We start from the raw sequence: 12,593 nt of genomic DNA on the forward strand, positions 1-12,593 counted from the left end.
AAAGAATAGTTTTGGACGACATATCAACGGGTATCTTATTTGCGCTACTCGCGTGTCTCATTGTAATTTCTGGTTATTTCTCAGGTTCCGAAACGGGCATGATGTCCTTGAACCGCTACCGTTTAAAGCATCTAGCCAATACGGGCCATAAAGGTGCTAAACGCGTAGAAAAACTTCTGAATCGCCCAGACAGATTGATCGGCCTCATCCTCATCGGCAACAATCTCGTCAACATTCTTGCGTCTGCGATCGCCACCATTCTTGGCATGCGCATCTATGGAGATATCGGCGTAGCGATTGCTACCGGTGTCCTGACTCTCGTGATCCTCGTGTTTGCCGAAGTCACCCCGAAAACGGTCGCTTCTTTATTTCCTGAACGTGTCTCTTACGCCAGTAGCATCCTGTTAATGATACTGATGAAAGTACTGTCACCACTGGTCATTTTAGTTAACTTCATTACCAATGGCTTTATTCGCATCCTTGGTGTCAAAGCCAGCCACGATGCAACTGACCATTTAAGCTCGGAAGAGCTTAGAACCGTGGTCAATGAAGCGGGAAGCCTAATACCTCAGCGCCACCAAGATATGTTGGTTTCTATTTTAGATTTAGAGCATGTCACCGTGAATGACATTATGGTGCCACGTAATGAGATAACGGGCATCGATATCAATGACGATTGGAAATCGATCGTTCGTCAGTTGACCCACTCCCCTCATGGCCGTGTGGTCCTGTATCGTGACCAGATAGATGAAGTCGTTGGTATGCTGAGGCTACGTGAAGCTTACCGCTTGATGCTTGAGAAAAATGAGTTCAATAAAGAAACACTTTTACGTGCCGCAGATGAGATCTATTTCATCCCTGAGGCAACCCCACTCAATACTCAACTGCTTAAGTTTCAACGCAATAAACAGCGTATCGGCTTAATTGTCGATGAATATGGCGATATCAATGGTTTGGTTACCCTTGAAGATATTCTAGAAGAGATCGTAGGTGAATTTACCACCTCAATCACCCCAAGCTTATCTGAGGAAATTACTCCGCAAAGCGATGGCAGCTTCTTGATTGAAGGCAGTGCCAATATCCGAGACATTAATAAAGGCCTGCAATGGACACTGCCAACCGACGGTCCAAGAACGTTGAATGGTTTGATACTGGAACACCTTGAAGATATTCCTGAGAGTCACCTGAGTGTTCAGGTTGCCAGCCACCCCATGGAAATCGTTGAACTTGAAGAGAACCGCATCAAGCTTGTGCGTGTGTTCCCGCAGATCGTGAACGGATAAAAGTGGCTTATTGGAATAACTAAGTGGGTCGTCATAAACTCACACGACAACAAAAACAAAAGGCCCTGTTCATTGAACCGGGCCTTTTAATATCTAACTCACCGCATTCAAGGTGAACGATGATTAGTCGATTTTAAGCTCTTGTAACATTGACTCTGGCAGTGCCAATTCATCATTTTTGTTTACCGAAATACCGGCAGCGATGATCGCATTCGCGATGCCTTTCGCTTCATCCAAAGAGTGCATTGCGGCAGTACCACATTGGTACTCATTCAGCTCAGGAATCTTATTCTGATTCTCAACCTTCAGTACATCTTGCATTGCCGCTAACCAAGCATCAGCTACTTGCTGCTCTGAAGGTGTGCCGATTAAGCTCATGTAGAAACCGGTGCGACAACCCATTGGTGAAATGTCGATGATCTCAACATCTGAACCATTCAGATGAGCTCGCATGAACCCAGCGTATAGGTGCTCTAAAGTATGGATACCTTTCTCAGACAGGATATCTTTGTTTGGTGCGGTGAAGCGTAGGTCAAATACCGTGATGGTATCCCCTTTTGGGGTTTGCATTGTTTTAGCAACACGAACTGCGGGTGCATTCATGCGTGTGTGATCAACAGTGAAACTATCTAATAAAGGCATTGCTATTCTCCATAACGGAGGGGTTTAAAAAAACCAACTCCGATTGTCTTCTAATTCTTTACGGCACTGTTTAAGTTGCCATCCATAATCTTTTGCTTGCTGTTCAACTTTGCGAGCCACCTTAATCAAAGATGGTTTTCTATTGTATGATTTGCGTTTATACCCACCGCTGCCTTCATGATAAGCTAAATACTGATTGTAAGGATCCCACAGCGATATGCCCAGTTGACGACGTGTTTCGCTGGTATACCAACCTATAAACATCAATGCATCATCAAAATTCGCTCTTGAGCCACCATGATTCGTCGCTTTTTGGAAGTCTTCCCAAGCCGGATCCTGAGCTTGTGCATAACCGTAGGCGCTGCTCACGTGTCCCCATGGAATAAAGCCCAAAATATAATCTTTGGGTGGGCGCGCATCATGACGAAAGCTACTCTCTTGTTTCACAAAAGCCATCGCTACATTAATGGGGGTGCCCCACTCTTCTTGCATATCCAGTGCATCTTCATACCACGAAGGGTTCTCTCTGAAGATACTGCACAGATTATTCTGTTGTTTAGGCGGTGGCGTTGCACAGCCAGCCAAAAGGCTAGAGACTACACCAACAGTAATTACAGGTAACCATTGATAAGTGGGTTGACCTAACAAATCTTTCTTCCTTTCCACCAACGACTCGCTATGCTTTTAAATACGAAAAATAATCCGCTAAGAAGCTATCAAAATCTTGAGTACTGGCTTCTTCACTTTTTTGCTGAGCAATAACAGAACGTTGAACTTCAGCTTCCATTAACTCAGCTGAATACACTTTATATTGGTGTGCTTTATGTTGCTGAGCGTAGGTTTTTCCTAATGCACAACCTACTTTACCCAAACCCCCTAATCTTTTAGTCTCTTCAAGTAACTGACCTGAAATCGTCAGTTCTGGGTTATCAATCCAAACTTCAAGCGTATCACAGGTTTCTTGGTAAGCTCGACCGCCTTGCTCCGCATCCATCAATTCAGCAATGGCGCGTAAATCTTTGAAGACACGTTTAGCCCAATCTTGCAGAGACAGTCGCTCGCCATGACAGCCAATTTGAAGCTCTAAACCTATCTGACGACCTTCTAAGATCACCTTGTTCCAGTTATCACGCCAGCATTCAAGTTCGCAGTTATCCATCTCAGCAGAGTCAGATAGAACGCTCCAAGTTAAGAATAAATCCAAGAAGCGCACTTGTTGCTCATTGATACCGATTGAGCTGAATGGATTGACGTCTAAAGAGCGAACCTCGATGTACTCGACGCCAGCTCGAGCCAGTGCTTCCGATGGCTTCTCACCATTTTTAGCAACACGCTTAGGACGAATCGGCGCATAAAGCTCGTTCTCGATTTGAAGAACGTTGCTGTTCAGCTGACGGTATTCGCCATCTACCTTAACGCCGATATCCGCAAACTCTTCGGATGGTGTGCGAATCGCTTGGTTCAAGCCTTCAAGATATTGGCCTAGGCTGTTAAAGCCAATCTTCAGCACACTTTGCGCACTGTTAGTATAACCAAGATCGCTCAGCCGCAGCGCTGTTGCTTTCGGCAAGAACAGTGTTTCGCCCACCTTTTCAAAAGGTAATTTGGTTTCTCTTCCTTTGACAAAAGAAGAACATAGCGCTGGCGAAGCACCGAAAAAGTACGGTATTAACCAACCAAAACGATAATAGTTACGAATCAGACCAAAGTAAGCATCGGATTTAGCGTCACAACGCGCTTCTTCTGTTTGCTCTCCAAACAGGCTATCCCAAAAGCTTTCTGGGAAAGAGAAATTAAAGTGAACACCCGAGATAATCTGCATCAGGCTACCGTAACGTCGCTTTAAACCTTCACGATATAACGTCTTCATCTTGCCGTTATTCGAAGTGCCGTACTGAGCGAGCTGAATATCAGCTTCACTGCCAACATAACAAGGCATTGAGAGTGGCCACAGTTTTTCGTCACCTAACTTAGTTTGCGTGAAGTGGTGGACATCAGACAACTGATTCAATAACGTCGGAACATCGCTCGAAACTGGCGTAATAAACTCCAACAGCGACTCGGAAAAATCGGTTGTAATCCATTCGTTCATCAACGCAGATCCCAAAGCCTCAGGGTGTGGCCCGGTAGCAAGATGCCCATTATCCGTATAGCGTAACGTTTCCCTCTCAACACCGCGACCGAATTGAGAAAAGGTCTTAGGGTTGGTTGCAACTTGCTTTAGTCGCGCAGCAAAATCAGTCAAAATTCAGTTCACTTATCTTATATCGTTCTGATTAGAACTATCATAAATTAGGTTAGAGGAGAAAAATAGAATCTTTTCCCTCCCCCTTTAATATGTACTCTAACGAGTGATTTCAAGCTCTTCTATTGGAATATCTAACTTTTCGAGTCGAGGACGAAGCGAAGTCGCATCGCCAACAACAATTATTTGATAATCATTCGGGTTAAACCATTTCTTAGCGAGCTTGTTTAAAGTCTCTTTTGGGACGGTTTCAACTATCTGATTACGCTGTTGCAAATAGTCCTCATCAAGATTCAGCGCAACAATGTTACTCAACAGCCCGGCCTTTTGACTGGGAGTTTCATACTTAAGTGCATCTTGTTGACCCACCGCTAAGCGCATAAATTGCATTTCATCCTCAGTCAAACCACTTTGGCTAAATTTATTCAACTCAGCGATAAACTCTTGAATCGATGCAACGGTGGCATTGGCTCTAACTTGAGCGCTAAAGATTACCGCGCCAGTTTCACGCGTACTCGCAAAGTAACCACTAGCACCATAAGTGTACGCCTTATCTTCACGTAAATTTTGGTTAATACGGCTATTGAAGTTACCCGCTAAATTAAAGTTTGCCAACTGGCTCAAATATAATTCACCCGTCGCATCAAACGGCAGGCCTTTACGAACCAAGCGAACAACACTTTGTGGCGCTCCCGGCTTATCGACTAAGTACAGATGTTGACCCGAAAGCGCTTTGACAATCTGCGGACGCGTTAACGGCGCCGCATCGCCTTGCCACCCTTCAAAGAACTGTAGCTGTTTGCCGACCTCTTCCTTCGAAATGTCTCCTACGACAACAATACTAGCCCCCTCTGGCGTATAATGTTGTGCATAGAATTTTTTCACATCATCTAAGGTCAATTTCGATAAAGCTTCCTTAGTGCCATCACTTGCGCGAGCAAAAATACTGTCACCAAACAGCACTTCACGGGTCGCTTGAGAGGCCATCCAACTTGGCTGCTGGTGTTGATATACAATGCCTTCTAACATCTGCTGCTTGACGCGTTCGAAATCTTGCTCATCAAACTTAGGCTCGAATAGCACCTCTTGCACGATCGCTAAGGTTTGAGGCAGATTTTTATCTAGCGTCGAGATGGAGATGTCCGTGGTGTAACTGCCCGCACTAATACTGACACTACTACCAAGCTTATCTAGAGTCGCCTGTAACTCTTCAACGGTTCGTTTCATCGAGCCCTCTTCCATCATCGAAGCCGTTAGATTCGCAAGACCTTCTTGCCCTTTACGAACATAACGCTCACCAGCAGGAAGTTGAATTTGCAGTTGTACTGTCGGCGTTTCACTGGTTACCGTACCAATCAATTCTGCGCCGTTTGCAAAATGCATGCGATACAATTTGGGTGTGGTCGCCTCAACACCAAATTTAACTTCAGGCATCACACTGCGATCAAATGTGTTCGGTACTTTTCTGAAATCCAATTGGTCTTCCGTCACTTTGCTGTACTTAGGAAGGGTACGTGCCGGCGTAGTAAAGGTCGCCTCACGAACAGCCAAATTGAGCTGTTTTTTAGGAACCACACTCAGAGTAACCTTATGCTTACCTTCGATAAAATCTTGGTATGCTTTACTGACGCTTTCTGGTGTGACAGCACGGATTTGAGCCAATTGCGATTCAATTCGGTCCGGCTGACCATAGAAAGTTTGATTCGAAGCGAGCTGTGAAACCTTACCTTTCACACTTTGCAGTGCGAAAACAGCATTCGCTTCTGCCATGCCAGTGATCTGGTCTAAACGCTCTTGCTCAACGCCCTCTTTCGAGAATTGCTCTAGGGTATCCATCAGCTCTTTATTAAGAACCGTCAAATCGCCTTTTTCACCTGAATTACCCATTGCATACACGTACATGGTACAAGCAAGCTCAGCACAATCATGGAAAGAGCCAGCGCTTACTGCCTTCTGCGTTTTCACGAGGTTTTGATACAAGTAACTATTGGTACCGGAACCTAGCACGTTAGACAGTGCATTCAGTGAAGCTTGCGTCTCTTCGCCACGATACGTTGTTGGCCAACCCACCACCACCATCGGCTGGCGAATGTTATCTTCTAAAGTGATGTATTTATCTTGCGTCAATTTCGCAGGTTGCTTCTCTGCCGCCTTAACCTCTGGCCCCTTAGGAATCGGACCAAAGTACTTATTAACCCATGCTAGTGTGTCATCAACGTCGATATCACCACCAATGGTCAATACCGCATTATTAGGGCCATACCAGCGTAAAAAGAAAGCCTTAAGATCATTCACATCAACCCGGTCTAGATCTTCAACATAACCAATGGGTTGCCATGAGTATGGATGACCTTCAGGGTAAAGCGCTTCACTCATGCGCTCCCACATCAAGCCGTAAGGACGGTTTTCATAGCTTTGGGCACGCTCATTCTTAACCGTACCTCTTTGAACCTCAAATTTCTTCTGAGAAACCGCGTCGACTAAAAAGCCCATTCGGTCAGATTCTAACCACAACATTTTTTCAAGTTGGTTAGAAGGAACGGTTTCGAAGTAATTCGTGCGATCTCGATTGGTGGTGCCATTTAACGATCCCCCCGCTTCGGTAATGATCTTAAAATGCTGTTGGTCCCCGACATGTTCAGAACCTTGGAACATCATATGCTCAAAGAAGTGAGCAAAACCCGATTTACCAATCTGTTCACGAGCAGATCCTACGTGATAGGTCACATCAACATGGACAAGTGGGTCGGAATGATCAGGAGAGAGAATAACCGTCAAGCCGTTCTCGAGTTGATATTTTGTATACGGAATTACCACTTTATCGTTAGAAGGCTTAACTTCATCAATTAAAGTGACACCTTCTGGTAATGAAGAAAAGAAGGATGTTGAGCTAGGTACATTGTATGAACAGCCGACAATGGCGATAAGAGAAAATGTACCAAGTAAAACCTTTTTCATAGGTTCTCCTTAGAAAAAACCGAGGTAGATAGCAGTAAGTAAGCTATAGCGGACAGCTTTGCCTGTCGCTATCAAAATAACGCTAGGGATGAATTTCATTCTTAGCCAACCCGCGGCGAGACATAAAGGGTCACCAATGATCGGTACCCAACTGAATAACAGAGCCCAGTAACCATAGCGGCTCAACCAAGCCATAGCCTTATGACCATACTTTTCTGATTGAGTTCGATTCGGTAGCCACAAACCAATCCAATAATTGGTAAGGCCACCTAAAGTATTGCCAAGTGTCGCCACCAGAATGATTGATGATACAGAAAACTGATCGAGGCTCAATGTTGCAACAAGGCTTGCTTCTGAACCTCCGGGCAACAATGTAGCACTCAAGAAGCCACTGATAAAGAGCACCCACAGCGCTGAGTCAGAGAACCACAACGCTATGTTTTCAAAAAAAGAATTAAAAAATTCTAGCACTGCATATCAACCTTCTTGCATTTTAAGTAGTACCTTGCCTCTAGTATGCCCAGTTTCAACCTGTAGGTGGGCCGACTGCGCATCGTCTAGCTTGTAGATAGCTTGAATTTCTGTTTTGAGTAACCCGACACTGACCATGTAAAGCATGGTGTCCATTTGGTCTGGGTTTGGCTCAACCAACATACCTGACGCAGTAAAGCCCAGTAGTGTTGCTTTATCGCAGATAAGTTCTGCGGACAATGTTGGTACCGTCACCACTCTCGCACCATCTTTCAGGCACTTCAAGGCATCAAGAGCCGTATCTCCACCAACCAAATCAATCAGCACATCAACATCGGATACTCGTTCCGAAGCTGGCGCAAATTTATAATTAATCGCATGAGCACCGAGTGTGGCAAGATAATCAAGATTCGCTTCGCTACAAGTGGTGAACACTTCAGCTTTTGCTGCAACAGCGATTTGAACCGCAAGATGACCCACACCACCCGCTCCGGCTAAAATCAGGACACGATCGCCCTCTTTCACTTCAGCCTTGTTTAGCGCTTGTGCTGCTGTTTGGCTTGCTAAGGGTAACGCAGCTGCCGCTTCTAATGTGACACTATCGGGAACCTGACTTAAAGCCGTTTCAGATACACACACATATTGACTGTAACCGCCACCTTGCAGTGGGAAGCCAATAAAACCGGCCACATTATCACCAACATTAAAACGATTAGCCTGTTCACCGAGTGTGACAATTTGCCCTGAAATATCGTACCCCGGCACCCAAGGCAGGTTATCTTTGTTCTGCGCCGCGGCCCAACCGAGGCCAGCTCGAGTTTTAACATCAATCGGATTAATGCCCGAAAAGGAAACTTTGACCACCACTTCCCCAGCTTTAGGCTTTGGAATCGTGCGAGTCTGAATACTTAGGTTTTCGACACCGCCAAATTGAGTAATCGCTATCTGTTTATTTTCCATTTCCACATTTCCTTGATTGATAAAAGCCCTAATGAGCAAACACCCTAATTGATAAAAAGAAAGGGATGCGAAAGCATCCCTTTGACTATAAACCATTTAATAAGGCTAAGTTAACCACTCATTTGTAAATTGACGCCCCATTAACGCATGATACAGGAGTCAGTCACCCCATTAACCGACGAGAGCTAATAGAATACCGGCTGCAACCGCGCTACCAAGTACACCGGCAACGTTCGGGCCCATTGCATGCATTAACAAGAAGTTCTGAGGGTTCGCCTCAAGACCAACTTTGTTCACAACACGGGCTGCCATTGGAACAGCGGATACACCAGCGGCACCAATCAGTGGGTTAATATCTTCTTTCGAGAAGCGATTCAACACTTTCGCCATCAATACCCCTCCCGCGGTACCGATACTAAAAGCGACGGCACCTAAACCAAGAATACCTAGCGTCTCCAAATTCAAGAAGGTATCCGCTTGAAGCTTAGAACCAACGCCGAGACCAAGGAATATAGTCACTATGTTAATCAGTTCGTTTTGAGCGGTTTTTGAAAGACGATCCACCACACCCGCTTCACGCATTAAATTGCCTAAACAGAACATGCCGACCAGAGGGGTTGCTGATGGTAGGAACAAAATCGTCATCAGCAGTACAGCAAGCGGGAATAGAATCTTCTCTGCTTTACTAACATGACGAAGTTGAGCCATCTTAATCTTACGCTCTTCAGGTGACGTCAGCGCTTTCATAATAGGTGGCTGAATAATGGGAACCAACGCCATGTAGCTATAAGCTGCGACCGCGATTGCACCTAATAAATCAGGAGATAACTTACTCGCCAAGAAGATCGCTGTTGGGCCATCGGCCCCACCAATGATCGCAATCGAAGAAGCATCCGCCATCGAGAATTCCATACCTGGAACATAGTTCAGCAAAATCGCACCAAATAGCGTTGCGAAAATACCAAACTGAGCCGCAGCCCCCAGCCACAGAGTTTTAGGGTTAGCAATCAAGGCTCCGAAGTCCGTCATCGCGCCGACTCCCATAAAGATCAGCAGAGGGAAAATACCCGTCTCAATCCCCACGTAATAGACGTAATAAAGCAAACCACCCGGCTCAGTGAAACCTGCATTTGGGATGTTTGCTAATATGGCACCAAACCCAATCGGTAGCAGCAGTAAAGGTTCAAACCCTTTACGAATGGCCAAAAATAACAGTAAGCCACCCACTATCATCATACAGATTTGGCCGAACTCAAAGTTAGCAATCCCTGTTTCAGACCATAAGGTCTTCAATCCTTCCATAGTACTCCCTTACGCTAAGCTGAGTAGTGGAGCGCCTACAGTCACTGCATCGCCTTCTTTAACATTCAACTCTTGAACAATTCCATCACGAGCAGCTCGAACTTCCGTTTCCATCTTCATCGCTTCTAAGATAAGCAGAACGTCACCTTCAACCACTTCCGTACCCGGTTGAACGATAACTTTAAAGATATTTCCCGCCAGTGGAGCCGGCACAGCTTCCGCGTTCGATGGTGCAACGAGTGCCGCTTGGGTAGATTGAGCGGGCTTTGCCGATGGTGTTGCAGATGTGAGCTCACCTTGAGGGCCGACTTCGACATCATAAACTTGACCATCCACTTTCACGCTATAGTGCTCAATACCACCCGAAGCTTGTACAGGTACTGGTGCAACTGAGGGCTTGGTTTCTAGTGTTGGTGCGGGCTCAAAGGCTTCAGGGTTGTGGCGGTTCTTAAGGAACTTCAGACCGACTTGTGGAAAAAGTGCGTAAGTCAATACATCATCAACCGTCTCTTCAGCTAAAGAGATGCCGTCTGATTTCGCTTTTTCTAAAAGTTCTGTCGTTAACGTATCCATTTCTGATTTAAGTAAATCAGCAGGTCGACAAGTGATTGGCTCAGCCCCATCGAGAACTTTCGCTTGCAGTTCAGCATCCACTTCAGCAGGAGCTTGACCGTATTCACCTTTCAGCACGCCCGCCGTCTCTTTGGTGATGCTCTTGTAGCGCTCCCCGGTTAAAACGTTGATAACCGCTTGAGTACCGACAATCTGAGATGTTGGCGTTACCAAAGGAATATATCCAAGATCTTTACGTACCCGTGGGATCTCCTCAAGCACTTCGTCCATACGGTCGGCGGCGCCTTGCTCTTTAAGTTGACCTTCCATGTTGGTTAACATGCCACCAGGGACTTGAGCGATCAAGATGCGAGAATCGACACCTTTTAGCTGACCTTCCCATTTCGCGTACTTTTTACGTACATCTCGGAAATACGTAGCAATAGGCTCAATCTGGTCAAGCTTAAAGTTGGTATCGCGCTCTGTACCCTCTAACATCGCCACAACCGTTTCAGTTGGCGTGTGGCCGTAAGTGCAGCTCATTGAAGAAATTGCGGTGTCTAGAATATCGATCCCCGCTTCAACGGCTTTAACCGCTGTAGCTGTCGATAGCCCCGTTGTTGCGTGGCTATGTAACGCTAAAGGTACGTCACACGATGCTTTGATACGCGTAATCAGCTCTTCCGCTTCATACGGTTTCAATAAACCTGACATATCTTTGATACACAGTGAGTGACACCCCAAGTCCTCTAAACGTTTAGCCAAATCAACCCAAGTATCGGTGTTATGAACCGGACTGGTCGTATAAGACAACGTACCTTGCGCATGACCACCAACATCGATCGTTGCTTTCACCGCGGTTTCAAAGTTACGTACGTCATTCATCGCATCAAAAATTCGGAATACGTCCATGCCATTATAGTGGGCACGTTCAACAAACTTTTTGACGACATCGTCCGCGTAGTGACGATAACCCAACAGGTTTTGACCACGCAGTAGCATCTGCATGGGGGTATTGGGCATCGCTTTTTTCAGCTTGCGTAAACGCTCCCATGGGTCTTCGCCTAGAAAACGGATACACGAATCATACGTCGCCCCGCCCCAAGTCTCTAATGACCAGTAGCCGACTTTATCCAGTTCGGCGGCAATTGGCAGCATATCTTCGATACGCATGCGAGTAGCAAATAGTGACTGGTGCGCGTCACGAAGTACCACATCTGTAATCGCTAGTGGTTTAGACATGCTCATAAACTCCTTTTTAATCCTTTAAATGCTACTTAGCAGTAGACGCACGGTATTGGTGAACCGCAGCCGAAATTGCTGCCACAACTTGTGGACTAACAGTAGAAGGGGTTGGTTGTGATTTGTTAATTTTTTTAGATGCTGCGATCGGTTCTGGTACTTCTTCTGGTACCAGTTTTGACATCAACCGAACGAGGTAAACGAGAATAGTGAGGAAAATAAAGACAACGGACATCCCCGTTATCATTAGAGTAGCCGCATCTCCTAGCAGGCTTCCAATATTAGTCATGTTGCTTCCTTTCTTCGTCATCCTGACATATGTACAGAATTTCAGCGAATAGTGATCCCGACTGTTGGATTATCTCGATTGGTTAAATTTTGTCAATTTTGTTTAAGGTGCTGTTACGTGTAACGCACACATGAGGTTAATTATTCGCATGGCAGATCACATAAATCCGTTAAATACATCACTCGCAGATATTTAAACTGTGAGCTAAATATAGATTTTGTAGATTGGAGTATGAGGCAGACAGAAGAGCAAGGTGATAATCAAGAATCATTGGAATACAACAGGTTATAAACCATCGCATTTAACATTTAATTAACAGCCAATCCAGAGGTATAAAAAAAGCCTCGTGAAATGAAGTGACCCCATAAAGTTGGACATTTCTGTTAAGCGGCTTTCAAGGCCTGAGTTCGATATTCTATCGGAGTCAGGCCTTTTAGTTTCACTTTTATACGTTTGGTATTGTAGTACTCGATGTATTCTTTAATTTTCTCTATCAGTGCATCTGCATCTTCAAAGCTTTGGTTGTGATACATCTCTGTTTTGAGTAAAGCAAAAAAGTTTTCAGCAACCGCATTATCCAAGCAGTTACCTTTTCTCGACATACTTTGTGTTAACCCACTCTCCGCTACCTTTTTTTGATACTGTCGAT

At 45.3% G+C, this 12,593-nt stretch carries 11 protein-coding genes; 1 reads left to right on the forward strand and 10 read right to left on the reverse strand.

Going from position 1 to position 12,593, the window contains the following annotated elements; translation table 11 throughout:
* The first annotated feature begins 11 nt into the window (after positions 1-11).
* Positions 12-1,283 carry an HlyC/CorC family transporter gene (locus tag L4B77_RS02155; RefSeq protein ID WP_261838071.1) on the forward strand — a complete coding sequence of 424 codons (1,272 nt, stop codon included), beginning with the start codon at positions 12-14 and terminating at the stop codon, positions 1,281-1,283.
* Between the two features lie 123 nt (positions 1,284-1,406).
* Here the strand turns inward: L4B77_RS02155 and luxS are convergent, their stop codons facing one another.
* The 10 genes from luxS to L4B77_RS02205 all read right to left on the reverse strand — a co-directional run.
* Entirely contained in the window at positions 1,407-1,925 is a 519-nt protein-coding gene (gene luxS, locus L4B77_RS02160) for an S-ribosylhomocysteine lyase (RefSeq protein ID WP_261838072.1), read from the reverse strand.
* Positions 1,926-1,949: 24 nt separating this feature from the next.
* Positions 1,950-2,591: a transglycosylase SLT domain-containing protein gene (locus tag L4B77_RS02165; RefSeq protein ID WP_429748254.1), complete on the reverse strand. Its 642-nt coding sequence runs from the start codon at positions 2,589-2,591 to the stop codon at positions 1,950-1,952.
* Between the two features lie 10 nt (positions 2,592-2,601).
* Positions 2,602-4,170 carry a glutamate--cysteine ligase gene (gene gshA / locus L4B77_RS02170; RefSeq protein ID WP_372065010.1) on the reverse strand — a complete coding sequence of 523 codons (1,569 nt, stop codon included), beginning with the start codon at positions 4,168-4,170 and terminating at the stop codon, positions 2,602-2,604.
* Positions 4,171-4,269: 99 nt separating this feature from the next.
* The gene (locus L4B77_RS02175) at positions 4,270-7,128 is read right to left on the reverse strand and encodes a M16 family metallopeptidase (protein WP_429748255.1); all 2,859 of its coding nucleotides are present in this window, start codon (positions 7,126-7,128) and stop codon (positions 4,270-4,272) included.
* Positions 7,129-7,137: 9 nt separating this feature from the next.
* Positions 7,138-7,599, reverse strand: a complete 462-nt coding sequence (locus L4B77_RS02180) for a YqaA family protein (protein ID WP_261838076.1) — start codon at positions 7,597-7,599, stop codon at positions 7,138-7,140.
* A gap of 6 nt (positions 7,600-7,605) precedes the next feature.
* Entirely contained in the window at positions 7,606-8,559 is a 954-nt protein-coding gene (locus L4B77_RS02185) for an NADP-dependent oxidoreductase (RefSeq protein ID WP_429748256.1), read from the reverse strand.
* Positions 8,560-8,730: 171 nt separating this feature from the next.
* Positions 8,731-9,861 (reverse strand): sodium ion-translocating decarboxylase subunit beta, encoded by a 1,131-nt coding sequence (locus tag L4B77_RS02190; protein ID WP_429748257.1) that lies wholly within the window; start codon positions 9,859-9,861, stop codon positions 8,731-8,733.
* A gap of 9 nt (positions 9,862-9,870) precedes the next feature.
* Entirely contained in the window at positions 9,871-11,655 is a 1,785-nt protein-coding gene (oadA, locus tag L4B77_RS02195) for a sodium-extruding oxaloacetate decarboxylase subunit alpha (protein WP_429748258.1), read from the reverse strand.
* 31 nt (positions 11,656-11,686) lie between these two features.
* Positions 11,687-11,944 carry an oxaloacetate decarboxylase subunit gamma gene (locus L4B77_RS02200; RefSeq protein ID WP_429748259.1) on the reverse strand — a complete coding sequence of 86 codons (258 nt, stop codon included), beginning with the start codon at positions 11,942-11,944 and terminating at the stop codon, positions 11,687-11,689.
* Positions 11,945-12,327: 383 nt separating this feature from the next.
* Positions 12,328-12,593 (reverse strand): IS3 family transposase (locus tag L4B77_RS02205; protein ID WP_429748260.1); only part of this gene is annotated, 266 nt, incomplete at its 5' end.

The organism is Vibrio minamisatsumaniensis, from assembly GCF_050337445.1.
Lineage (GTDB): Bacteria > Pseudomonadota > Gammaproteobacteria > Enterobacterales > Vibrionaceae > Vibrio > Vibrio artabrorum.

Excerpts from the sequence above, each read along its gene's own strand:
- luxS (WP_261838072.1), bottom strand. The coding sequence starts at position 1,925 with ATGCCTTTATTAGATAGTTTCACTGTTGATCACACACGCATGAATGCA.
- L4B77_RS02175 (WP_429748255.1), bottom strand. The coding sequence starts at position 7,128 with ATGAAAAAGGTTTTACTTGGTACATTTTCTCTTATCGCCATTGTCGGC.
- L4B77_RS02185 (WP_429748256.1), bottom strand. The coding sequence starts at position 8,559 with ATGGAAAATAAACAGATAGCGATTACTCAATTTGGCGGTGTCGAAAAC.
- L4B77_RS02190 (WP_429748257.1), bottom strand. The coding sequence starts at position 9,861 with ATGGAAGGATTGAAGACCTTATGGTCTGAAACAGGGATTGCTAACTTT.
- oadA (WP_429748258.1), bottom strand. The coding sequence starts at position 11,655 with ATGTCTAAACCACTAGCGATTACAGATGTGGTACTTCGTGACGCGCAC.
- L4B77_RS02200 (WP_429748259.1), bottom strand. The coding sequence starts at position 11,944 with ATGACTAATATTGGAAGCCTGCTAGGAGATGCGGCTACTCTAATGATA.